Below are 23,049 nucleotides of genomic sequence, written 5' to 3' on the forward strand. Positions count from 1 at the left end.
TCATGTCCTGCCGCACAGTCATGAGTTGGGGGATACATGACGTACTCGTCCGTGCCCGGCACCGTCGAGATCACCATGGACGACGGCAGCGTCCTGCACGCCGCCGTCCGTCCGGGCTCCGAACGCGCCGCGGGAGACGCCGGCGCGGTCTCCGCCACCGTCGCGCACAGCCTCGGCGAAGTCCGGCGCACGGTGCGCTCGGTCGGGCGGTGGGCCCGCGAGACGGCCCGGGAGGCAGGTGACCCGGACGGCTTCGAGGTGGAGTTCGGCCTCACCCTGGGGATGAAGTCCGGCCGGCTGATCGGCGTCCTGGCCGAGGCCAGCGGCGAGGCCAGCCTGGTGGTCCGGCTGAGCTGGAAGCGGCCGGACGACCGCCCCGCCGAGTGAGCCCGTCCACCGCGCCCGCCGCGGCGGTCCGGCTCACCGACCCGGCCGGGACCTTCCTCGGCAGCGGCTTCCACCTCGGCGCGGGCCTGCTGGTCAGCTGCGCGCACGTGGTGCACGGCCGCCCGGAACTCACCGCCCGGCAGGGCGGGTCGGCCCACCCGGTGCGCGCCGTCCGGCTGTTCCCGCCCGAGCCCGGGCCCGGCGCCGCCTACCCGGAGCCGGACCTCGCCCTGCTCACCGCGCCCGGGCTGGCCGGCGCCCCGGCGGTGCCGCTGGGCAGCGCCGACCCGGCGGGCGACTCCGCCGTCCTGGTGCACGGCTTCGCGGTCAACCCGGTGACCGGCGAGGTCGGCCCGGAGTCGGCGCTGCTGGCCGTCGCCGGGCCGTCCGGACTCGGGCTGCGGGTCCAACAGGGCTGGATCCAGCGCGGGTTGAGCGGCAGCATGGCGGTCGACCGGCAGGGCCGGGTGGTCGGCGTGGTCAAGGCCACCGCGGACGGCGGCGGCCCGGCCGGCGGCTGGCTCACCCCGCTCTCCGCGCTGCTCCCGCTGCTGCCCCCGGAACTGGCCCCCGCCCCCTCCCCCGCGCCCCCGACGGCGGTGACGGCCGGCCAGGTGGCCCGGCTGCTCGGCGCCCCCGCGCTGTTCCAGGACCCGGCGGCCCGGCTGGAGCTGGTCCAGGCGGTCGGCGAGCGGCTCGGCCCCGGCGAGGAGATCCGGGTGCCGTACCACGCGCACGCCGCCGTGCACCTGCGCGCCGTCGCCGCGGCCTGCCTGCACCACCGCCGCCCCGACCGGGCGCTGCGCGCCCTGCTCGCCGGGGCCCGCGAACTGTGCGGCCCGCACCGGGCCCTGGACGAGCTCGCCGCCCTGCTGGCCGTCGACCCGGAGGAGTGAGGATGGACCGCTGCACCTGGGAGACCCGGCAGCTGCTGGAGCGCATCCTGTCGGGCTGGCACGAGCTCGCCCCCGTCCTGCCGGACCTGGAGCAGCACCTGGCCGAGACCGTCCGCTACCCCGTCCACGTCCAGCACTACGAACTGTCGGTGTCCGCCCGCCGGATCGCCCGCTTCCTGGCCGAGGAGCACGGGCAGCCCGGCGCCGCGATCGGGCACCTGCACGACTGGCTGGTCAGCGTCACCGGCGCGCAGCTGCGCAACGACTGGGTGGCGTTCCTGGCCCGGGTCCAGGGCGCCCCCGGGCTGACCGTGCGCGAGCGGGCCGACCTGGTGGTGATCGCGGGCGTGCTGTGCTTCCCGCCGGTGACCCCGGTCCGGGCGGACGGCCGGCGGCTGGTCGAACTGGCCACCCACGCGCTGGTGATCGGCAGCCCCACCCTGCTGCTGGAGGACCTCGCCGCCCAGCAGGAGCAGGAGTTGGCGCAGCACGCCCGGGCGGCGGTGGAGAAGTCCCACCACGGCCCGCAGCCGCCCAAGGAGCCGGAGCCCGGGCCGGGGCCGCGGCCGGTGCCCCGGCCCGTGCTGGCCGCCGCCGCGGTGGTGGCCCTGCTGGCCGCGGCCGGCCTGGGCACGGTACTGCTGCTGCCGGACGGCCCGACCGTCCTGCAGGAGCAGCAGGTGATCTGGACCCGCCCCACGGTCGAGCCGAACGGCAAGGTCAGCGCGTCCGTGGACATCCCCGCGGGAGCGACCCGGCTGGACGCCCAGCTGCTGCTGGCCGACCCGGCGCCCGGCACCGGCAGCTGCCACGACCTGAAAGCCCAACTCACCACCGACCAGGGCGACGAGAGCGACTGGCAGGCCCCCGGCCAACGGGTCTCCGTCGCCGTCCCTCCCGGCCGCACCACCATGACGCTCAACCTGTGGCTGCGCGGCATGGCCGGCTGCGCCCAGCAGGTCCAGATCCAGAACGTCCGGTTCACCCGCTAGGAGACCCCCGTGCCCATCCCGCGCCCGCTCCGCCTGGCGGTCGTCCTCGCCCTGCTCGCCCCGGCCGCGGCCGGCTGCGGCGGCGGCGACGAGCCCGCGTTCAGCAGCGACCGGATCAACATCGGCTTCAAGGGCGACCGGCCCGGCATGTCCGAGTTCACCGACAAGGGCACCTACGACGGCTTCGAACCGCACCTGGCCACCATGGTCACCGGCACGATCACGGTCGGCAAGAAGCCGCTCACCTACACCGCGACGCCGGTCACCACCGCCAACTGGGAGGACGCCCTGCTCGACGGCCAGGCCAACCACAACAAGGCCGACCTGGTGATCGCCGACGTCTCCGAGCGCGACGACCTCAAGAAGGAGTACGACCTGGCCGGCCCCTACCTGCAGACCCCGCTCGGCGTGCTGCTGAAGGCCGACGACACCCGGGCGGTCGGCAAGGCCGAGGACCTCAGGGCGCTGCGGGTGTGCGTGTCGACCGGCACCACCGCCGAGGCCCAGCTGAACGAGATCGGCGGCCTGCCGCCCGTCCACGGCGAGAACCTCACCCAGTGCCTGGCCCGGGTCGACGACGGCACCGCGGACGCCGTGCTCTCCGACTACCTGGTCCTCAAGGGCGTCGCCGCCAACTCCGGCAGCAACGGCCGGCGCGCCTACCGGGTCGCCCGGGACGCGCACATCGGCAAGACCCAGTTCCTGATGATGGTCCTGCCCAAGGGCCACCAGAAGGCCTGCGAGCAGCTCCGCAAGGCGATCAACGACTACCTGCAGACCCCGGACTGGATGAACAGCCTGCGCCGCTACTTCGACTTCGCCCCGGCCGACTTCACCGACAAGGAGCTCCGCGACACCTTCCAGCCGATCACCACCTCGGCCGGCGACCGCTGCTCGGCCTGAACTCCCGCCCGGCTCAGCCGAGTTCCTCGTCCAGGCCCTGCTCGATCGCGTACCGGACCAGCTCGACCCGGTTGTGCAGCTGCAGCTTGCCCAGGGTGTTCTGGACGTGGTTCTGCACGGTGCGGTGCGAGAGCACCAGGCGGTCGGCGATCTGCCGGTAGGACAGGCCCTTGGCGACCAGCCGCAGCACCTCGGTCTCGCGCGGGGTGAGCTGCGGGGCGGCGGGCTCGGCCGGGGTGCCGGGCTCGCCGGCGAGGCGGCGGAACTCGCCGAGCACCAGGCCCGCCAGGCCCGGGGTGAACACCGGGTCGCCGACGGCGGTGCGGCGCACCGCGTCGAGCAGCTCCTCGCGGCCCGCCGACTTCACCAGGTAGCCGGTCGCGCCGGACTTCACCGCCTCCAGCACGTCCCCGTGCTCGCCGCTCGCGGACAGCACCAGCACCCGCACCGCCGGGTCGGCCTCCACCACCCGGCGGCACACCTCGGCGCCGGACAGCGACGGCAGGTTGAGGTCCAGCACCACCACCTGCGGGGTGCTGGCCCGGGCCCGACGGACCGCCTCCTCGCCGTCCCCGGCGGTGGCGACCACCGCGAACCCGGCCTCGGCCAGGTCCCGGGCCACGCCCTCGCGCCACATCGGGTGGTCGTCCACCACCATCACCCGCACCGGCTGATCAGCCGTCATGTCCCCTCCTCGGCCACCGCAGTTCCACCTCGACGCCCTCGCCGGGCACCGAGTACAGCTCGGCGCTGCCGCCGAGGTCCAGCATCCGGCCGCGGATCGACTGCGCGACCCCCAGCCGGCCGTCGCGCTGCGCCTCGGCCAGCCGCCCGGCCGGGAAGCCCGGCCCGTCGTCGCGCACCGACACCGTCACCGCGTCCGGCTCGTCCTCGACCAGGATCCAGGCCCGGGCCCCCTCCCCCGCGTGCCGGCGGACGTTGTCCAGCGCGGCGGCCACCGCGGCGGCCAGCTCGGCGGCGGCGGCGGCGGGCAGCAGGACGGGCGTGGCGGGCGCGGCGACGGTGATCCGCTCGTCGGCGTGCCGGGAGACCAGCGGGCGCAGGTCCTGCTCGCCGTCCGGTTCGGGCTGCTCGGGCAGCCGTCCGCCGGTCATCAGGGCCCGCAGCGCCCGTTCCTGCTCGCCGGCCAGCCGGCCGAGCTCGGCGGCGTCGCCCTGCTGGCGGTGGACCAGGGCGAGCACCTGCAGCACCCCGTCGTGGATGTCCCGGGAGAGGCGTTCGCGCTCCCGGGTGGCGGCCTCCACCTGGAGCGCCCGGGTGAGCACCGCCTCGCTGGCCCGGGCCAGTTCGATCACGTAGCCGATGGCGCAGCCCGCGAGCAGCAGCAGCACGATGTTGTGCAGGTTGTCGGGGCTGACCCCGCCGTGCCCCAGGATGTTGGCCGCGCCGATCACCGCGCCGGCGAACGCGGCGGGCCGCCAGCCGCCCTTGCCCGCGAAGCCCAGCACGGTGCCGGCCGCCCAGATGGTCGGCAGGGTCGGCGCGCCCGCGTGGATCCGGGCCGGGGTGTCGATGTACCCGCTCATCACGATGCCGGTGACGGCCGCGGCCAGGTCGGTGCCCAGCACCGGCCAGGTGCACCGCTGCGGCCCGGCGAACGCCCGGGTGGAGGCCAGCGTCCACAGCGACAGCGCGCCCAGGAAGATCCAGCCGGACACCGGGTGCAGGAACTCCCGGTACGCGGTGAAGTACCGCAGCACCGCGTACGCCAGCGCGAGGACCCGGAAGTACCCCATGGCGCGCCACAGCGGCAGCTCCACCGACATCCCGCCGGCCGCCACCGCCGCCGCCACCCCGGCGGGCGCCACCGGCGTGGCCGGCGCGGCCGGCCGGCGCCGCGGCGCCGCGACGGGTCTGTGGTCCTCGCTCACCCCGAGCCCCCTCGTGACGGGCCGTCAGGCCCCGGCGTCCTTCGCGTCGTCCGCGGCCGCCTTGCCGTCCGCAGCCGTCTTGCCGTCCGAACCGGCCTCCGCCTCGGCCTTGGCCGCCTCCGCCTTGGCCGCCTTGGCCTCGGCGTCGGCCTCCGCCTTCTCGGCCTTCTGCTGCGCCTTGCGGTCGGCGTCCGCGGCCTTCTTCTCCTCGGCGAGCTGCCGCTTGGCGGCGGTCGCGTAGATGTCCACGTACTCCTGGCCGGACAGCCGCATGATCTCGTACATCACCTCGTCGGTGACCGAGCGCAGGATGAACCGGTCGTTCTCCATGCCCTGGTAGCGCGAGAAGTCGAGCGGGCGGCCGATCCGGATGCCGGGCCGGACGCCGAAGTTGGGCACCACCTGGCCGGGGGGCTGCACCTTCTCGGTGTCGATCATCGCCACCGGGATCACCGGCGCGCCGGTGGCCAGCGCGACCCGGGCCAGGCCGCCGACCTTGCCCCGGTACAGCTTGCCGTCGGGCGAGCGGGTGCCCTCCGGGTAGACGCCGAACAGCTCGCCGCGCTCGACCACCGCGATGCCGCTGCGGATCGCCGCCTCACCGGCGCCGCGGGCGCCCGAGCGGTCCACCGGCAGCTGGCCGACGCCCTTGAAGAACGCGGCGGTCAGCCGGCCCTTGATGCCGGGCGTGGTGAAGTACTCGGCCTTGGCGATGAAGGTCACCCGGCGCTTGAGCAGCGCCGGCAGGAAGAACGAGTCGGAAAACGAAAGGTGGTTGCTGGCGAGGATGGCCGGACCCTCGTCCGGGATGTTCTCCTCGCCCTCCATCCACGGCCGGAAGAAGATCCGCAGCAGCGGCGCGACGATCATCTTCATCAGTCGGTAGAACAACCGGGGCCTCCTGTGGTGCGGACCGGACGATCCTAATGCCCCCGTCTGCCGCCCGGTGCACCCGGCGAACCGCCGGTGCCCGCGCCGGGCCCCTGTACGGCGCATCGCACCCGTGGGACGATCGAGCCACCCCCACCTGCCCGCACCTCCAGGAGTCCTGCATGCCGCTGCTGCCGGGAGCCGAGCCGTACCGCCGCGCGGGCGGTCCGGTCGGTGTGCTGCTGGTCCACGGTTTCACCGGTTCACCGCAGTCCATGCGTCCGTGGGCCGAACACCTCGCCGAGGCCGGCCTGACCGTCTCCGTCCCGCTGCTGCCCGGCCACGGCACCCGCTGGCAGGACCTCCAGCCGACCCGCTGGGAGGACTGGTACGCGACCGCCGGGGCCGCCTTCGAGGAGCTCGCCGCCGACTGCGAGCAGGTCTTCGTCTGCGCGCTGTCGATGGGCGGCTCGCTGGCCCTGAAACTGGCCGCCGAGCACGGCGACCGGATCTCCGGACTGGTGCTCGTCAACCCGTCGGTGCGTTCCGACAACCCCGCGACGGTGCTCCTGCCGGTGCTGCGCCACCTGCTTCCCTCGCTCCCCGGCGTGGCCGGCGACATCGCGCTGCCCGGTGCCGCCGAGGTCGGCTACGACCGCCTGCCGCTGCACGCCGCCTGGTCACTGTCGAAGCTGTGGGAGGGCGTCCAGCAGGGAATGCCGGCGGTGACCCAGCCGGTTCTGCTGATGCACAGTCCGCAGGACCACGTGGTCTCGCCGCGCAACTCGGCGCTGGTGCTCGCCCGGATATCCTCGACCGATGTGACGGAGCTGCTGCTCGAGCGCAGCTTCCACGTGGCCACGCTGGACCACGACGCCGGTCTGATCTTCGGGGCGAGCCTCGACTTCGTCCGGCGGCTGGCCCCGGCAGCGGCGGTCGATGCCGGGAACCACTCGGGCTGAAAGGCCGAATGTGAACGAGACCAGCAAGGCGAACGACGACGAGGACCTGCCCCGCGACGAGCCGGCGGCGGCCCCCGACTCCCCGCCCCGGCCGCCGGGGCCGACGGGGCGCGCCCGCTCCGGCGCCGCGCCGCCCCGCCGCGGGCAGCCAGGCCGAACAGGACGCCATCTTCGCCGCGCTGGTCGCCCAGTTCGACGACCCGGTCGACCTCACCGACCCGGCCTGGCCCGAGGTGGAGAACCTGCGCGCCCAGCACGAGCGCGGCGAGCGGCCCCGGCCGACCGCGCCCGCCGCCGGCAGCGGCGGCCTGGGCGACTTCACCCCGCGCCCGGTGCCCCGCCCGGGTGACGGTCCGCGCGACTTCACCCCCGCCGAGGACCCGGACGAGGGCCACTTCGTCCCGCCGGAGCCCCCGCCGCTGCCCGCCGCCGACACCACCGCCAAGTTCGCCTGGCTGGCCGTCCTGGGCGGCCCCGCGCTGCTGCTGTTCGACGCGGTGGTGTGGCGCGAGGTCTCCGGCTGGCCCGCCTGGGTCGGCATCCTGTCCTTCCTGGGCGGCTTCGGCACCCTGGTGGCCCGGATGAAGGACCGCGACGAGGACGAGCCGGAGGACCCGAACGGCGGCGCCGTCGTCTGAACGCCCGCCGCCCGCCCGGGGGTTGACGACAGACCCTAGGGCTGAGAGTCCCTAGGGCTGCGGGTCCGGGGCCGGGACGCGCAGCGCGGCCAGCACCGGCAGGTGGTCGGTGGCCGCCCGCAGGTCCGCCGCCGTGACGCCCGGCAGCGGGTACGGCACCCCGCAGCCCAGCACCTCGACGTCCGGCGTGGCGAACACCCCGTCGATCCGCTGGTAGGGCTGCGCGGGCACCGAGGTGTACGTCCCGCCCCAGGGCGCCGCGGCGTGCGCGTCGGTCAGTTCCGCCGCGAGGCCGCGCCAACCCGGGCCCTCCGGCGGCTCGTTGAAGTCTCCGGCGATCACTCCCGGTTCGCCCGGCCGCAGTTGGCCCCGCAGCAGGCCGAACTGCCGCAGCCGCTCGGCGGGTTCGAGGCTCAGGTGGCAGCTGGTCACCGAGAACGGGCGGCTTCCGCCGATCCGCAGCAGCGCGCTCGCGAAGCCGCGCGCGTGCAGCCCGCGGGTCTTGGGCAGCAGCACGTCCCGCAGCTCCAGCAGGTCCACCCGCAGGTTGCCCAGCAGCAGCGGCCCCGCCGCCACCCGCCCGCCGCCGGCCAGGATCACCAGGCCGGTCCGGTGCGCCAGCCAGGCCGCCGCCTTCTCGGTCTTCCAGTACCGGGGCGACTCCTGCACGCACACCACGTCCGGTTCGCAGGCCCGGATCACCCGGGCCACCGCGGCCCGGTCGTCCCGCAGCGACCGCACGTTGTAACTCAGCACCCGCACCCGGCGCGCCCCGTCCGGCTCCGCCCCGGACGACGCCAACGCAACCTCAGTGTCCGTCACCTGACCGACAGTAACAGGGATGGGGCGGCGGTTGGTTGAGGAAGCGTGCAGCGGCCGGGAGGCCGTGCCGCAGCACGCGACCGGGGCGCGGGGAGCGGCGCGCGGCGGGCGTCACCGCCCGGCCCGTGCCGTTCCCCGCGCCCCGGTCGGGCGCCCGTCGTCAGATCCGGGCCAGGTCCGCCGCGCCCGCGATGCCGGACGCCGAGCCCATCGACGCCAGCACCACGTGGGCGCGGGGCCGGGCCGGGCCGCCGGTCAGGTACTTCTCGAAGCTCGCCGCGACCGGGTCGAGCAGCAGGTTGCCGGAGTCCGAGACGCCGCCGCCGAGGACGAAGACGGCCGGGTCGAACAGCGCGGCGAGGTCGGCCATGCCGCGGCCGAGCCAGTCGGCGAGCTCCGCGTAGCAGGACAGCGCCAGCGGGTCGCCCTCCTCGGCGGCCTCGGTGATGTGGATGCCGCGGATGGTCTCGGCGACGCCGTCGTTGAGGTCGAGCATCCGCTTGCCGGCGATCGGGTCGGCGGCGGCGCGCTCGCGGCCGTAGCGGCGCAGGGCGCGGCCGGAGCCGTACTGCTCCCAGCAGCCGTGGCCGCCGCAGCCGCACTCCAGGCCGTCGGGGACCATGTTGAGGTGGCCGATCTCGCCGGCCACGCCGAACCGGCCGCGGTGCAGCCGGCCGTCGAGGACGATGCCGCCGCCGATGCCGGTGCCGACGGTGATCAGGACCATGTCCTCGTACTCGGCGGCGGCACCGAACCGGAACTCGGCCCAGGCGGCGCAGTTGGCGTCGTTCTCGACGACGGTCTCCAGGCCGGTGAGCTCCTCGACCCGCTGCTTGAGGGGCTCGTTCTCCCAGGCGATGTTCGGCGCCATCAGGACGGTGGAGCGGTCCCGGTTGACGAACCCGGGCGCGCCGACGCCGACCGCCGCGACGTCGGGGAACTGCTCCTTCAACTCCCGTACGCCCTGGGCGATGGCGTCGACCGCCCACTGGGGGTCGGCCGGGGTCGGCACCCGGGTCTTGGCCAGAATCTCGCCGGACTCGTCGACCACGCCTGCTGCGATCTTGGTACCGCCGACGTCCACGCCGATGGTCAGAGCCATGTGTCCCTCAGCTATTCACTCGTTCCCGCTCAGCGGAACCGTACCCGCTGAGGGGTACCCACGTATACAGCCAGGCGTACATTATTCGAAGGCAATTGCCGACCCATTGGTCATGGTGCCTTCAGAAGTCATACCAACGGTACCGTTCGGTAATGAGTTTTCATCGTAGCGTGACGACGATATTCGACCGCCTTAACTACTTGTCGGAGGGCCCGTCGGCCCCGTCCAGGTCCACCCGTTCGGTCCCGGCGTGTTGGGGCGCGGACCAGCTCCGCTCGTGGCCGGCCACCGCGGCCCGGTAGGCGGCCAGCAGCTCACCGCCCGCGGCGGCGAGGTGGCCGTACACCTCGGGGTTCGACTCGCGCAGCCGGCCGCCGAACTCCACGGCCTTGCCGCCCAGTGCGGTGGCGAACCTCCGCACCTCCTCCACCAGCGGCGCGAACTCCCCCGCCCCGGACGGCCGTTCCCGCTCCTGCCGCTCCGCGTCCTGCTGTTCCGTGCTCACCGCGCCACTCCCTCTCTTCTCCGGCGTTCTTCCCCGGTCCCGTCTACCCGCGCGGCCACAGCGCGGGATCGGGCGTGAACCGCACCGACAGCACCCCGTCCGCCAGTCCGGCCCCGCTGACCGTGCAACGGCGCAGACCGGACGGGAGTGCCAGGACCCGCCGGTAACCTCCGACGCCGAGCACCAACTCGTCGCCGCGGCGCAGCAGTTCGAGCTCGCCCCGGTCGGCGCCGGGCAGCGGCAGGTGCCAGACCAACCGGTTCTCCTCGGCCAGCCGGTCCTCGACCCGGGGCTCGGCCGGGGCGGGCGGCCGGGGCGCGCCGGCCGCGTAGAGCCGCTCGGCGAGCGCCTCCAGGTCGCCGTCGGGCTGCCGGGCGACCAGCACCGGCGCCCCGCCGACCTGCTCGGCGACGGCGGCCAGCTGCTCGTCCTGCCGGGCGGCCGCGGCGGCCAGCCAGGGGTCGGCGGAGCCGGTCGCGGCGGCGGGCAGCGCGCCGTGCGCGACCACCGCGTCCAGCGGGAGGCCGTGCAGCGCCAGCCCGGCCCGGATCCGGGCCAGCGCGCGCGGCGCCGGGCGGGCGGCGTCCAGCACCAGGCGGACGGTGGTGCCGGGCGCGGTGATCGCGGCGGCCGCCTCGGCGAGCGCGGCGGACGCGGCGGCCCGGGCCTCGAACAGCTTGTCGGTGGGCATCGGGACGCCGGCCAGGCCCGCCAGCAGCGGGCGCAGCGCCCGGGCGGCCTGCCGCTGCTCGGGCAGCAGCCGGGCCAGGTAGCGCTCCAGCTGGGCGGGCAGCGCCAGGGTGGCGATCAGCTCGGCGGGCGGCGGGGCGGCGACCACCAGCACCTCGGCCTTGGCCCGGGGCAGCGCCCGCAGCAGGGCGAGGGCGCGGGTGCCGGGCAGCGGGGCGAGCTCGTCGGGGTCCAGCGGCTGGGCGCCGATCAGGTCGAGCGCGGGGGCGAGCCGGTCGCGGTAGCCGTCGAGGGCGGCCCGGAAGGCGGCCTGCTCGTCGAGCCGGACGGCGGCCAGGTGCCGCTCCAGGTCGACCGGTTCGGGCCCGAGCCGGACGCCGAGCAGGTCGTCCACGGCGCGGTGCGGGTCGTCGGCGGCCAGCAGCAGGGTGTCGCTGCCCTGCCGGGCGTGGTGCAGGGCGGTGGCGGCGGCGATCCGGCCGGACTCCGGGCCGCTGACCAGTACGGTGCGGGTGGCCACGAGCCGGGTCAGCCCTCGACGCGCTTCTTCAGGCCGGCCAGCGCCCGGTCGATGATGACCTTCTCGGCCTTGCGCTTGATCATGCCGAGCATCGGGATCTTGACGTCCACGGCCAGCTGGTAGGTGACCTCGGTGCCCTTCCCGGCGGGGGCGAGCGCGTAGGAGCCGTCCAGGGAGCGCAGCATCTGGCTGCTGACCAGCGTCCAGCTGACCACCCGGTCGCCGTCCCAGGTGTAGGCGAGGGTGTGCTCGTCGCGGATCGCCCCGGCGTCCAGCAGCAGCCGGACCTTGGCGGCGCGGCCGTCGGGGCCGGTCTCCAGGACGTCGATCTCCTTCACCTCGCCGGTCCACTCCGGGTAGGCGGCGAAGTCGGCGATCACCGCCATGACCTCGGCCGGGGTGGCGTCGATGACAATGCTCGACCTGGTGTGCTCCGCCATTGCGGCCTCCGCGATCTCCCTGTGCTGCTGTACGCCCAGCAGAGGCTATCGCGGGCGGGACCGCGCGCTTCCCGCGCGGGCACCTACCGGCGGGTCACCTCCGCGCTGCCGTAGGGTGCGAATCGGCCCGCCGCACTTCCGACCTGCGGTGTGACGATCGGAACACCGGGGCCGACCCCCCTGGCCGAACCCGCCTACCCGGCAGTAACGTCCAGTCGTCCCGCAGCGTCGCAGACGAGGAGCAGTCTTGCTCGACGAGTTCAGCCTTCCGGCCCGCTACCAGGTCCCGAGCGACGGCAACCTCGCCGACCTGGTCCACCAGAACGCGGAGCGCCACCCGGGCGTCGCTGTGCTCAGCCGCAAGTCCGCCGGGCAGTGGCAGGACCTCACCGCCGCACAGTTCCTCGCCGAGGTGCACGCCGTCGCCAAGGGCCTGATCGCCACCGGCGTCGGCCCCGGCGACCGGGTCGCCGTGATGTCCCGCACCCGCTACGAGTGGACGCTGCTCGACTTCGCGATCTGGACCGCCGGCGCGATCACCGTCCCGGTGTACGAGACCTCCTCCGCCGAGCAGGTGCAGTGGATCCTCGGCGACTCCGGCGCGCTCGCCGTCGTCACCGAGACCGACCAGCACGCCGCCGTGGTCGAGCAGGTCCGCGGCGAACTGCCGGAGCTCAAGCACACCTGGCAGATCGAGCGGGGCGGCATCGCCGAACTGACCCGGACCGGCGCCGGCGTCGACGACGCGGTCGTCGCCGAACGCCGGCGGCTGGCCCGGCCGGACTCGATCGCCACCATCGTCTACACCTCCGGCACCACCGGCCGCCCCAAGGGCTGTCAGCTCACCCACGGCAACTTCCTCGCCGAACTGGGCAACGTCACCGCCCGGATGCCCGAGCTGTTCCGCACCGGCGAGTCCTCCGTCCTGCTCTTCCTGCCGCTGGCCCACGTGCTCGGCCGGATCGCCGAGATCGCCGCCGTCATCGCCCCGGTCAAGCTCGGCCACGTCTCCGACATCAAGAACGTCACCGCGGAACTCGGCTCCTTCCGGCCGACCCTGATCCTCGGCGTCCCCAGAGTGTTCGAGAAGGTCTACAACACCGCCCGCGCCAAGGCCCAGTCCGACGGCAAGGGCAGGATCTTCGACCGCGCCGCCGACACCGCCGTCGCCTACAGCCGGGCCCTCGACGCCGGCGGCCCCTCGCTCGGCCTGCGGATCCGCCACGCCGTCTTCGACAAGCTGGTCTACAGCAAGCTCCGGGCCGCCCTCGGCGGCCGCTGCAAGACCGCCATCTCCGGCGGCGCCCCGCTCGGCGAGCGGCTCGGCCACTTCTACCGCGGCATCGGCTTCTCCGTCCTGGAGGGCTACGGCCTCACCGAGTCCTGCGCCGCCACCGCCTTCAACCCCAACGACAAGCCCAAGATCGGCACCGTCGGCCAGCCGCTGCCCGGCTCCGCGATCCGGATCGCCGAGGACGGCGAGGTCCTGCTCAAGGGCCCGCAGATCTTCACCGGCTACTGGAACAACCCCGCCGCCACCGCCGACGCCCTGCAGGACGGCTGGTTCGCCACCGGCGACCTCGGCTCCCTCGACGACGAGGGCTACCTCACCATCACCGGCCGCAAGAAGGAGATCATCGTCACCGCCGGCGGCAAGAACGTCGCCCCCGCCGTGATCGAGGACCGCATCCGCGCCCACGCGATCGTCGGCGAGGTCATGGTGGTCGGCGACCGCAAGCCCTTCATCGCCTGCCTGGTCACCGTCGACGACGAGTTCTTCCCCCGCTGGAAGGCCCTCAACAACAAGCCCGCCGACGCCACCGTCGAACAGCTCCGCGACGACCCCGACCTGCTCGCCGCCGTCCAGGCCGCCGTCGACGACGGCAACCAGGCCGTCTCGCACGCCGAGGCCGTCAAGAAGTTCCGCCTCCTCACCACCACCTTCACCGAGGCCGGCGGCCACCTCACCCCCTCCCTCAAGCTCAAGCGCAACGTCGTCCTCAAGGACTTCGCCGCCGAGATCGAGAGCCTCTACACCCGCTAGGGGCCCACCCGAGCGACATCAGGGGCGCCGGGAAGAACTGCCGCGCCAGGCCCTGCGCAAGCAGGGGCGCGGGGAACTGCGCGGCCAACCGAGCACCCACAGCCAGATCGCCTCGTAGGACAGCGTGTTGCACTATCCCGCGACCGCACCGACGTGCGACTCCCGCCGCGCGCAGTTCCCCGCGCCCCTGCTTTCGCACCATCCCGCCCGCGTCCCGCGCCCGCCCTACCGCTCCGGCGACAGCAACCCCGTCAGCCGCTCCGCGAGCATGTCCCAGCGCCAGGCCTCGTGCACCCACTTGCGCCCGGCCTCGCCCATCTCGCGTCGCAGACCCTCGTCGCCGAGCAGCCGCACCAGCCGCTGCGCCAGCAGCTCCTCGCCGCCCTCGCCCGGCACCACGTACCCGGTCTCGCCCTCGCGGACGGCGTCCGGCGCCCCGCCCGAGTCCCCGGCGACCACCGGCAGTCCGGTCGCGGAGGCCTCCAGGTAGACGATGCCGAGGCCCTCGACGTCCAGCCCGCCCCGCCGGGTGCGGCAGGGCATGGCGAAGACGTCGCCGGCCCCGTAGTGCGCGGGGAGCTCCTCCCAGGGGACGGCGCCGGTGAAGACCACCGAGGAGCGGACGCCCACCGTGTCGACGAGCTTCTCCAGCTCCGCCCGGTACGGCCCGCCGCCGACGATCAGCAGCACCGCGTCGGGCTGGACGGCCAGCACCCGCGGGAGGGCCCGGATCAGGGTGTCCTGCCCCTTGCGCGGCACCAGCCGCGACACGCACACCACCACCGGCCGCTCGCTGAGCCCGAGCCGGGCCCGGACGGCGTCGCCCCCGGAGTCCGGCCGGAAGGTGGACTCGTCGACGCCGGGCGGCAGTTGGACCATCCGCGCGGCGGCGGCCGGGCCGACCGCGCGGGCGATCCGGGAGCGGGTGTACTCGCCGAGGTAGGTGAGCACGTCGGTGCCGGCCCCGATCCGGCGCAGCAGCTGTGCGGAGAGCGGCAGTTGGGCCCAGGCGGCCTCGTGGCCGTGGGTCATGCCGAGCAGCCGCCCGGCGCCGGCCCGGCGCAGCGCGGGGGCCATCAGCCCGAGCGGGGCGGCGGCGCCGAACCAGACCGAGGTGCAGCCCTCGGCGCGGAGGATCTCCGCGGCCCGGCGGGTGACCCGCGGGGTGGGGACCATCATCCTGGTCCGGTCGCGGATCACCCGGAAGGGCTGCTGGGCGTCGAACTCGGCGACCTCCCGGCCGTCCTTCCAGGTGGAGGCGTACACCACGACGGACCCGGCGGGCTGCCGGACGGCCATGTTGTGGACGAACGCCTGGATGCCGCCGGGCCTGGGCGGGAAGTCGTTGGTGACGATGAGGGTCTTGTGCATTGCCGCGGCTCGCTCGGTCGGGGGGTGCTCGGACTACCTGTGAGTGGTCCGTACGATAGGTCACCGTGCCCGTTCGCCGGGAACGCGGCCCGGGCCCGGCCGGAGCGCCGGCCGCCCCGCCGCCCCGGGCGGTTCGGACACGGTTCGGTGACGCCGGTGGCGCCGCCGCAACCGTTCGGGCCCGGCGGCGGTCCTTCCGGTGAGGGCCCCGTCCGTCCGGTGTTCCGGCGTGCACGCGACGACCTGAAGGAGCGCAGTGGAGTCAGCCCAGGCCGAGAGGTCCGGTGGCGCGGAGCCGTCGGCGCCGTCGTCCCCGGCCGGTGCCGCGCCGAGCCGCCGTCCGCTGTGGGCGCTGGCCGCCGGCTGGGTGGCGACCCGGGCGCTGATCGTCCTGATGGCGCTCAACGTGCTGCGGATCGGCGACGTCAGCTCCGACATCTCGGTGATCTACCACAGCTGGTACGAGGTGCTGCGCACCGGCACCTTCCCGCTGGACGACGTGACCTGGCAGTACCCGCCGGGCGCGGCGCTGGTGATCCTGCTGCCGGGGCTGCTGCCCTGGTCGTACCTGGTGTCGTTCTTCGTGATCTGCGGGGTGGTGGACGCGGCCGCGATGGCGCTGCTGATGCGCGCGGGCGTCCGCCGGGGCCGCAGCTACCTGGGCGGCTGGTACTGGGTGGCGGGCGTGCCGCTGCTGGGGCCGACGGCGTACTGCCGCTACGACATCATCGTGACGGCGCTGGCGGTCGCGGGCCTGCTGGTGATGCTGCGGCGGCCGGCGCTGAGCGGGGTGCTGCTGGGCCTGGGCGGGCTGCTGAAGGTGTGGCCGCTGCTGGCGCTGATCGGTTCGCCGCGCGGCCGGCGGACCAGGCGGGCGTGGACCTCGGCGGTGGCGTTCGCGGCCGCGCTGGGCTTCCTGCTGACGGCGGGCATGAACGGGGCGTTCGAGTTCCTGAAGTTCCAGTCGGAGCGCGGCATCGAGATCGAGTCGGTGGGCGCTCTGCCGCTGCACTTCGCCCGGCTGGCGGGGTCCTGGCACGGCACCGTGACGATGAACTACGGCTCGACGGAGTTCCTCGGGCCGTGGGTGCCGGTGATCTCCAAGGTGATGGTCGGGCTGTCGGTGCTGGGCTTCGGCTGGCTGCTGGTGTGGCGGCTGCGGGCGGCCCGCTGGACGGCGGCGACCACCTTCGACGCGGCGCTGTGCGCGCTGCTGATCTTCGTCACGACCAGCCGGGTGATCTCCCCGCAGTACCTGATCTGGGTGGTCGGCCTGGTCGCGGTCTGCCTGACGGTGCGCGGCAGCAGCCAGCGGCCGGTGGCGGTGCCGGTGCTGGTGGCGGCGGCGCTGACCACGCTGGAGTTCCCGGTGATGTTCGGCGCGGTGAACCACAGCCAGCTGAGCGGCATCCTGGTGCTGACCGCCCGCAACCTGCTGCTGGTGGTGTGCACGGTGCTGTCGGCGTACCGGCTGTGGCGCTCGACCCGGCACCGGGAGGCGCTGACCACGGTGGTGCTGCCGGCCGGGCAGGCCACCCCGCAGTACCCGGTGCGGCCGGGCATCGCCTACGAGCAGGACCTGCTGGACGAGCTGACCCCGGCCGACCGCCCCTGACCTCCGGCTCCGTCCTCCGGAGGCGCTCCGACTCCCCCGAAGCACCCTTGCAAGTTTCTGAAAACTCTTGCAGGGGTGGCTTCCGGGCTGCCACCATCGCCGGATGATCGACTACGACATCCTGATCGTCGGCGGCGTCGGCGTGGACACCATCGTGCGGGTGGACCGGCTGGAGGTCCCCCCGGGCCGCGACTCGGTGGGCGTGCTCCCGGTGCTGGACTACCCCGCGCACACCGGCAACGGCGTGGCCCTGGCCTGCCTGGCGCTCGGCCTGCGCACCAAGTTCGCCGACTTCCTCGGCGACGACCCGCAGGGCGCCCTGATCCTCGCCGAGTACGCCCGCCGCGGCCTGGACTTCAGCCACCTGCCCGCCCCGGCCGGCACCCCGCGCAGCGTCAACCTGGTCGACCGGGACGGCCTGCGGTTCTCCTTCTACGACGGCCGGCACCCGGCGGACGCCCGGCTGCCGCGCGAGTTCTGGCTGCCGCTGCTGGAGCGCTCGGCGCACGTCCACCTGTCGATCACCGGCGTCAACCGGGACATGTACCCGGACATCGAGCGCCTGGGCCGCAGCAGCTCCACCGACCTGCACGCCTGGGACGGCGTCAACGAGCACCACCTGCACTACGCCCTCCGCTCGGACCTGGTGTTCCTCTCCGCGGCGGGCCTCGGCGGCCGCCCGGAGGCGGCGATGCGCGCGGTGCTGGCCCGGGGCCGGGCCGAGCTGGTGGTGGCCACCGCGGGCGCGGACGGCGCCTTCCTGCTCACCCGCGAGGACGCCGCGCCCCGGCACTTCCCGACCGTCGACCCGGGCGCCCCGGTCGTGGACAGCAACGGCGCGGGCGACGCCTTCGTCTCCGGCTTCCTGCACCGGCGGCTGGCGGGCCGCCCGGTGGAGGAGTGCATGCGGGCCGGCGCGGTGGCCGGCGCGTACACCTGCACCGTCGCGGGCACCCACACCGCGTTCCTGGACGCGGCCGGCCTGGAGCGGGCGCTCGCCGCCTGACGCGGGGGCGGCCGCCACCAAGCGGTGGGGCAAGACGGCACAGGAGCGCTCGCCGCCTGACGCGGGGGCGGCGCTCAGCTCCGGAGCTTGGCCACCTCGGCCGTCCAGTCCTTGGTGAACTCCGCGACCCCGATGCCGAGTTGGGCCTTCATGGCGCGTTCGAGACCGCCCTCGCCGAAGGCCCCGACGGTGCGGTAGAACGCCACCAGCCGGTCCTGCCCGTACCGGCGGGCGATCAGGTCGCAGGCCAGCCAGGCCAGCTCGTAGGCCTGGGCGATGCCGGCCGCCCCGGCCGCGAACGCCTCGTCGGCGGGCAGCGCGGCGGGCATCCGGCCGGCCTGGACGTCCTTGGCCAGCTCGGGGGCGATCTGCCGGACGGTGCGCCCGGTGTCCCGGTAGCCGGTGTAGTCGGCGACGCCCTCGGAGAGCCACAGCGGCGTCCAGGACCTGGTGTCGGCCCGGGTGGCGACGTGGGTGGCCTCGTGGGTGACCACCACCCGGCGGCCGAGCTCGCTGAGCTGCCGGTAGGCGTCGGGGTTGACCACGATCCGGTCGGCGGGGGTGTGCACGGGGGCGCCGCCGACCGCCAGGGTGACCGCGGCTATGCCCTGGTAGGCGTCCGCGGAGACGTCCATCCGGCGGGCGAACTGCTGCTCGGTGAGCGGCAGTTCGAGCAGCAGCCGGCCCGCGAACGGGCCCCAGACCGCCTCCACGGCGGGCACCGCGCGGTCGGCCAGCTCGGCCAGCGCGGCCAGTTCCGCCCCCTCGCCGAGGCCGAGCACCAGGCTGTGCCGGCCGTCCGCGGCCCGGACGGTGCCCAGGTCCCAGGGCGCGGCCGCGCCGGTCGCCGTCTCCCGGGCCACCCGCCAGCCGTCCGCCTCCCGCACCAGCTCGACCTGCCGCTCCAGCAGCGCCGGGTAGTCGTCCACCCCGGCCAGCCGGTAGCCCAGCTCGGCGCCGACCCGCACCCGGTCCGCGTCGGCCGGCGGCTCGGCGAAGGAGGTCAGCCGCAGCGTGTACTCGGCGAAGCGCAGCCCGGCGGTCCGGGCCAGCAGGTCCCGGTCGGCCTCCTCGGAGCCGTCCGCGGAGACCGCCAGCAGCGCGGCGGTGTCCCGCCCGGCCACCGCCCGGGCCCGCTGCCCGAGCAGCCGGACGGCGGTCTCCCGCAGCCCGGGGGCGCCGCGGCGGGCGCGGCGGGGGCCGGGCGGCCGGGCCGCAGCAGGGGCAGCGACAGCTGGGTGGCCCCGGCGGCGGCCAGCAGCAGGGCGGCCCGCCGGGACAGCGGAGCACCGGCCCGCGGCGGCCCGGCGGCCGTCGTCAGGTCGGTGACCAGGGGTTCGTCGACGAGGCTCAGATCCGCACCACCGAGCTGACCGGCATCGCGCTGACGCTCTCGTAGCGGACCCGGGCGCCGGGGTGGGGCGCGTGCACGACGACGCCCCCGCCGGCGTACATGCCGACGTGGTGCCTGTCGTTGAAGAAGATCACCAGGTCTCCGGGCCGGGCTTCGGCGAGGCTCACCCGCCGGCCGGCCGAGGCCTGTTCCTGCGAGGTCCGCGGCAGGGTCACTCCGGCCTGCCGCCATGACCAGTACATCAGACCGGAGCAGTCGAAGGTGCCGGGGCCGGTCGATCCGTAGACGTACGGGGAGCCGATCCTCGAGACGGCGGCGGCCAGCGCGGCGGCGGCCCGGTCGGAGGAGGGCGGCTGGTCGCCGAGGTCGATCCGGTCGGTGCCGCGGGTGGCGCGCTGCCGGGCGGCCCGGGCGTCGTCGGCCGCGATCCCGGCCCGGTCGGCGGGGGCGAGGCCGTTCAGCAGCCGCTGGGCCCGGGCCAGCCGTTCGCGGACGTCGTCCTTGGCGGCGGCCAGCCGCTGCCGGGCCTGTTCGAGCTCGGTGAGCTTGGCGCCGGCCTCGTGCCGCCGCTCGTCGAGCCGGCGCGCCCGCTCGGCCACGTCGCGCAGCCGGTCGCCCTGCCGGGCGGTGGCCTGTTCGAGCGAGCGGGCGCCGGTGAGGTAGCCGGCCGGGTCCTGGTCCAGCATCAGCCGGACCGCGGGGTCGATGCCCTGGGCCCGGTACTGGGCGGCGGCGACGGCGCCCAGGTCGCCGCGCAGCCGGTTCAGCTCGTCCTGCCCGGCGGCGACCTGGTCCTGCAGGGTGCCGGCCTCGGCCTGCAGCCGGCGCTGCTGCTCCAGCGCGGCGTTGTACTGCTCGGAGGCCCGCTCGGCCTCCTCGTAGAGCTGGTCGACCTGCGCCTTGACCTGGTCCTTGGTCGGCGCGGGGTCGGCGTGCGCGCCGCCGACGGTCAGGCCGAGCGCGCTGGTGGCGGCGGCGGTGAGCGCCAGGGCCCGGGCGAGGCGCTGGACGCCGGGCAGTGGGGTGCGGCGGGGCACGGACACGCGCGACGGCTCCGTTCTGCGACCGGCCTCCGCCGCCGTCCGCGGTCGGACGGCCGTCCTCGCGGGGGCCCGGGGGCAGAGGTTAGCGAGTCGGATCGATCCAGTCCAAACCCCGACAGCACCGAATATTTGACCATGAATCGGACACCCGAACGGAAACGGCCCGGCACCCCGTGCGGGGTACCGGGCCGACGGCTCCGACGGAGCGTCAGATCCGGACGATCCGGTTGATCGGCATGACCGTCGCCGACTCGTAGCGGACCTGCGCGCCGGTGTGCGGGGCGTGGATGATCTGCCCGTTGCCGACGTACATCCCGACGTGGTGCTGGTCGCCGTAGTAGATGATCAGGTCGCCCGGGCGGGCCTTGGAGATGTCGGTGCCCAGGCTGGTGCCGGCCCCGGCCTGCGCCTGCGAGGTGCGCGGGATCGACACGCCGGCCTGCTTGTAGGCCCACTGCATCAGCCCGGAGCAGTCGAAGGTGCTCGGACCGGCCGCGCCGTACGAGTACCAGCTGCCGAGCTTGGAGACGGCCGCGCCGACCGCGTTGCCCGAGAAGCTGGAGGACGCCGGGGCGTTCAGCTCGACCCGGGTGGTGTCGCGGGAGGCCCGCTGCGACTGCTGGGCGGCGTCGGCCTTCGCCCTGGCGTCGTCGGCGGCCTTGGCCTCGGCGGCGGCGAGCTGCTCGCGCTCCTGCTGGGTCAGCGTGTTGAGCAGGTCCTGGGCCTTGGCCAGCTTCGCCTGGACGTCCTCCTTGTCGGCCTTGAGGGCCTTGGTGGTGGTGTCCAGTTCGGCGAGCTTGGACTCGGCCTCCTTGCGCTGCGCGTCGAGCTGCGCCTGCTCGTCCTTGAAGGTCTTCAGCAGGTCGGCCTGGGTGGAGCCGACCGCGTTCAGCGCGCCGGCCTGGCCGAGGAAGGCGTCCGGGCTGCTGGAGAGCATCAGCTGCATGGTCTGCGGCATGCTGCCGGTGCGGTACTGCTCGGCGGCGATGCCGGCCAGCGCCTCGCGGGCGGTGGTGACGTGCTCCTGCTGGCGGGCGAGCTGGTCCTGGAGCTGGCCGACCTGCTGCTGCAGCGCCTGCTGCTTCTCGACCGAGGCGTTCAGCGCCTCGGTCTTGACCTCGGCCTGCTCGTTGAGCTCGTCGACCTGGGCCTTGACCTGGTCCTTGGTCGGCGCCGGGTCGGCGTGCGCGCCGCTCTGGGCGGACAGCGCCACGGCAGCGGCGGCGGTGGCAGTGAGAATCGAGACCCGGGCACGGCCGACGGGCTTGGGACGGCGATGGGACGCCACGAAGGCGGACTCCTTCTTCCTCACACCGCCTACCGGGTGAGCTGACGGGTTCGGGCCGGAAGAGATGCCCTACGGCGCTTCACCGACCGCGCGCGGCGGTCGACCGGGCGCCGATTCACCCCGGGGGAACATGGTTCCCCGGCTCCGTTCGACAGCACCCCCGCAGGGGTATCCCCGTCGGCAGACCCGGTGTTGACGGTCTGCCCGCTGCGTCACGGACTCGGCGGCGACCTCCGCCGCCGCCCCCCTTGGGCGATCGACACTGCGGTGGTCGAGGCACGACCCTAGTAACCGATCCGTGATCCGTTCAAATCCTTGTCGGAAAAAAATCTGATTCTGAATCAAACACCCCGGTAAATCTGACCGAACGTGATCGATTCCTTACCCCGAGCACAGCGTTTCCCGCCATTCACCCGGGAAACACCACACCCGGGCGTGTCTCGAATCACAGGGTGATTCCGACCCGCCCGGGCGTGTCACGGTGCGTCAATTGTTGCCCAGTGGGGCGTTTGTCCGATTCGTCGGGCCGTCAGGCCCGCTCGCTCAGACCCGGCGGATGGTCGAGATCGGCAGGGTGTCGACCTTCATCGTCTTCACCACGTCACCGGTGCGCGGCGCGTGCACCACCAGGCCGTTGCCGATGTACATGCCGACGTGGTGCCGGTCGCCGTAGTAGACGACCAGGTCGCCGGGCTGCGCGTTGTGCCAGTCGGTGCCCACGTTGGTGCCGTAGCTGCCCTGGTCCTGCGAGGTGCGCGGCAGCGAGACCCCGGCCTGCTTGTACGCCCACACCATCAGGCCGGAGCAGTCGAAGGTGCTGGAGCCGGTGGCGCCCCACACGTACGCCGAACCCTGCTTGCTGAGCGCGGCCGCCACCGCGGTCGCCGCGTAGCCGCTGGCCGGCGGCAGGCTCTTCGGGTCGATCCGGTCCGCGCTGCGCGAGGCGGTGCCGCCGGAGCCCTGGAGGATCGCGGCGCGGTCCGCGGCGTTCAGCTTGGAGAGCAGCTTCTGCGCCTCGGCGAGCTTGCTCTGCACGTCGTTCTTGGCGTCGTTGAGCGCCTGGGTCTGGCTGTCCAGCTCGTGCAGGACCTGGGCGGCCTCCTGCTTCTGCTGGTCCAGGCGGCGCTGCTGGTCCTTGAGCGACTTGAGCGTCTCGGCCTGGGTGCTGGCCGCCTGCCCGAAGGAGGTGGCCTGGGTGAGGTAGTGGTCCGGGTCAGAGGAGAGCATCAGCTGCATCGACGGGTCGACGCCGCCCTGCCGGTACTGGTCGCCGGCCACCGCCGCCAGCCCGGAAGCCAGCTCGGTCAGCTGCTCCTGGCCGCGGGCCACCTGGTCCTGCAGGTCGTCGGCCTGCTTGCGCAGCTGGTCGGCCCGCTCCTTGGCGCCGTTGTACTTCTCGGCCGACTGCTCCTGCTCCTCGAGCAGCTTGTCGACCTGCGCCTTGACCTCGTCCTTGTTCGGCTGGGCCGGCGCGGCGTGCGCACTGGCCTGGGCCGTCAGGGCGACCGCGGTCGCGGCGGCGGCGGTGAACACGGAGATCCGCGCACGGCTCGGCTGCTTGGGACGGCGGTGGGAGGCCAAGGGTGAGCTCCTTCTTCCTGCTGGACTCACCCCGACGAGTGAAGGTCCGGAATATAGGTTTGACGCCAGACCCTAGTGAAGTCCCAGCCCCCGCGTCCACTCCCGGGGGCTTCCGGTTCCGCCTCCCC

The 23,049-nt window shown here is 74.4% G+C and carries 22 protein-coding genes and 1 riboswitch; of the genes, 9 read left to right on the forward strand and 13 right to left on the reverse strand.

Going from position 1 to position 23,049, the window contains the following annotated elements; translation table 11 throughout:
• Positions 1-36 precede the first annotated feature (36 nt).
• Genes OU787_RS07800 through OU787_RS07815 form a run of 4 tightly spaced genes read left to right on the forward strand, consistent with a single transcriptional unit; the run spans position 37 to position 3,178 of the window.
• Positions 37-387, forward strand: coding sequence for a CU044_2847 family protein (locus tag OU787_RS07800; RefSeq protein ID WP_051817089.1), 351 nt, complete (start codon positions 37-39; stop codon positions 385-387).
• Positions 384-1,283 (forward strand): S1 family peptidase, encoded by a 900-nt coding sequence (locus OU787_RS07805; protein ID WP_268658922.1) that lies wholly within the window; start codon positions 384-386, stop codon positions 1,281-1,283. The genes OU787_RS07800 and OU787_RS07805 overlap by 4 nt, the downstream gene beginning before the upstream one ends.
• Positions 1,284-1,285: 2 nt before the next feature.
• Entirely contained in the window at positions 1,286-2,275 is a 990-nt protein-coding gene (locus OU787_RS07810; RefSeq protein ID WP_268658923.1) for a hypothetical protein, read from the forward strand.
• A gap of 9 nt (positions 2,276-2,284) precedes the next feature.
• Positions 2,285-3,178 (forward strand): transporter substrate-binding domain-containing protein, encoded by an 894-nt coding sequence (locus OU787_RS07815; protein ID WP_030461004.1) that lies wholly within the window; start codon positions 2,285-2,287, stop codon positions 3,176-3,178.
• A gap of 13 nt (positions 3,179-3,191) precedes the next feature.
• Here the strand turns inward: OU787_RS07815 and OU787_RS07820 are convergent, their stop codons facing one another.
• The 3 genes from OU787_RS07820 to OU787_RS07830 all read right to left on the reverse strand — a co-directional run bounded on the left by OU787_RS07820 (position 3,192) and on the right by OU787_RS07830 (position 5,946).
• Positions 3,192-3,863 (reverse strand): response regulator, encoded by a 672-nt coding sequence (locus tag OU787_RS07820; protein WP_030461003.1) that lies wholly within the window; start codon positions 3,861-3,863, stop codon positions 3,192-3,194.
• On the reverse strand, positions 3,853-4,965 hold the full coding sequence (gene macS, locus OU787_RS07825) for a MacS family sensor histidine kinase (protein ID WP_268661830.1): 1,113 nt from the start codon (positions 4,963-4,965) through the stop codon (positions 3,853-3,855). Before macS ends, OU787_RS07820 begins: the two co-directional genes overlap by 11 nt.
• A gap of 129 nt (positions 4,966-5,094) precedes the next feature.
• Positions 5,095-5,946, reverse strand: a complete 852-nt coding sequence (locus OU787_RS07830) for a lysophospholipid acyltransferase family protein (protein ID WP_268661831.1) — start codon at positions 5,944-5,946, stop codon at positions 5,095-5,097.
• A gap of 176 nt (positions 5,947-6,122) precedes the next feature.
• Here OU787_RS07830 and OU787_RS07835 point away from each other — a divergent pair, with 176 nt between their 5' ends.
• Together OU787_RS07835 and OU787_RS07840 are read left to right on the forward strand one after the other, a co-directional pair.
• Complete coding sequence (locus OU787_RS07835) at positions 6,123-6,902, forward strand: alpha/beta hydrolase (RefSeq protein ID WP_030461000.1); 780 nt, start codon at positions 6,123-6,125, stop codon at positions 6,900-6,902.
• A gap of 233 nt (positions 6,903-7,135) precedes the next feature.
• A complete protein-coding gene (locus OU787_RS07840; protein WP_327059363.1) occupies positions 7,136-7,540 on the forward strand; it encodes a hypothetical protein in 405 nt (134 codons plus the stop codon).
• A gap of 51 nt (positions 7,541-7,591) precedes the next feature.
• On the opposite strand, the gene OU787_RS07845 is transcribed toward OU787_RS07840, so the two are convergent.
• The 5 genes from OU787_RS07845 to OU787_RS07865 form a co-directional block, all read right to left on the reverse strand.
• Entirely contained in the window at positions 7,592-8,362 is a 771-nt protein-coding gene (locus OU787_RS07845; protein ID WP_051817088.1) for an endonuclease/exonuclease/phosphatase family protein, read from the reverse strand.
• A 160-nt stretch (positions 8,363-8,522) separates the two neighbouring features.
• A complete protein-coding gene (locus OU787_RS07850; RefSeq protein ID WP_030460997.1) occupies positions 8,523-9,464 on the reverse strand; it encodes an ROK family glucokinase in 942 nt (313 codons plus the stop codon).
• Between the two features lie 196 nt (positions 9,465-9,660).
• Positions 9,661-9,969, reverse strand: a complete 309-nt coding sequence (locus OU787_RS34790) for a DUF5304 family protein (RefSeq protein WP_030460996.1) — start codon at positions 9,967-9,969, stop codon at positions 9,661-9,663.
• Positions 9,970-10,012: 43 nt separating this feature from the next.
• Positions 10,013-11,179, reverse strand: coding sequence for an ArsA family ATPase (locus tag OU787_RS07860; protein ID WP_030460995.1), 1,167 nt, complete (start codon positions 11,177-11,179; stop codon positions 10,013-10,015).
• Positions 11,180-11,187: 8 nt separating this feature from the next.
• Entirely contained in the window at positions 11,188-11,619 is a 432-nt protein-coding gene (locus OU787_RS07865; RefSeq protein ID WP_030460994.1) for an SRPBCC family protein, read from the reverse strand.
• Positions 11,620-11,866: 247 nt separating this feature from the next.
• On the opposite strand from OU787_RS07865, the gene OU787_RS07870 reads away from it, so the two are divergent.
• Positions 11,867-13,663 carry an AMP-dependent synthetase/ligase gene (locus OU787_RS07870; RefSeq protein ID WP_030460993.1) on the forward strand — a complete coding sequence of 599 codons (1,797 nt, stop codon included), beginning with the start codon at positions 11,867-11,869 and terminating at the stop codon, positions 13,661-13,663.
• Between the two features lie 225 nt (positions 13,664-13,888).
• Here the strand turns inward: OU787_RS07870 and OU787_RS07875 are convergent, their stop codons facing one another.
• The gene (locus OU787_RS07875; RefSeq protein WP_030460992.1) at positions 13,889-15,034 is read right to left on the reverse strand and encodes a glycosyltransferase family 4 protein; all 1,146 of its coding nucleotides are present in this window, start codon (positions 15,032-15,034) and stop codon (positions 13,889-13,891) included.
• Between the two features lie 256 nt (positions 15,035-15,290).
• Here OU787_RS07875 and OU787_RS07880 point away from each other — a divergent pair, with 256 nt between their 5' ends.
• Together OU787_RS07880 and OU787_RS07885 are read left to right on the forward strand one after the other, a co-directional pair.
• Entirely contained in the window at positions 15,291-16,649 is a 1,359-nt protein-coding gene (locus tag OU787_RS07880) for a glycosyltransferase family 87 protein (protein ID WP_051817087.1), read from the forward strand.
• 103 nt (positions 16,650-16,752) lie between these two features.
• Positions 16,753-17,655 (forward strand): carbohydrate kinase family protein, encoded by a 903-nt coding sequence (locus OU787_RS07885; RefSeq protein WP_030460990.1) that lies wholly within the window; start codon positions 16,753-16,755, stop codon positions 17,653-17,655.
• A 74-nt stretch (positions 17,656-17,729) separates the two neighbouring features.
• Here the strand turns inward: OU787_RS07885 and OU787_RS07890 are convergent, their stop codons facing one another.
• The 4 genes from OU787_RS07890 to OU787_RS07905 form a co-directional block, all read right to left on the reverse strand.
• Positions 17,730-18,779: a hypothetical protein gene (locus OU787_RS07890; RefSeq protein WP_051817086.1), complete on the reverse strand. Its 1,050-nt coding sequence runs from the start codon at positions 18,777-18,779 to the stop codon at positions 17,730-17,732.
• Between the two features lie 226 nt (positions 18,780-19,005).
• The gene (locus OU787_RS07895) at positions 19,006-20,052 is read right to left on the reverse strand and encodes a C40 family peptidase (RefSeq protein ID WP_081966990.1); all 1,047 of its coding nucleotides are present in this window, start codon (positions 20,050-20,052) and stop codon (positions 19,006-19,008) included.
• Between the two features lie 208 nt (positions 20,053-20,260).
• Entirely contained in the window at positions 20,261-21,340 is a 1,080-nt protein-coding gene (locus tag OU787_RS07900) for a C40 family peptidase (protein ID WP_030460987.1), read from the reverse strand.
• A gap of 10 nt (positions 21,341-21,350) precedes the next feature.
• A riboswitch (cyclic di-AMP (ydaO/yuaA leader) is annotated at positions 21,351-21,507 on the reverse strand.
• 376 nt (positions 21,508-21,883) lie between these two features.
• On the reverse strand, positions 21,884-22,921 hold the full coding sequence (locus tag OU787_RS07905; protein ID WP_030460986.1) for a C40 family peptidase: 1,038 nt from the start codon (positions 22,919-22,921) through the stop codon (positions 21,884-21,886).
• Positions 22,922-23,049: the final 128 nt, after the last annotated feature.

The sequence above is a fragment of the Kitasatospora sp. YST-16 genome (genome assembly GCF_026802215.1).
Classification (GTDB): Bacteria; Actinomycetota; Actinomycetes; order Streptomycetales; family Streptomycetaceae; genus Kitasatospora; species Kitasatospora cineracea.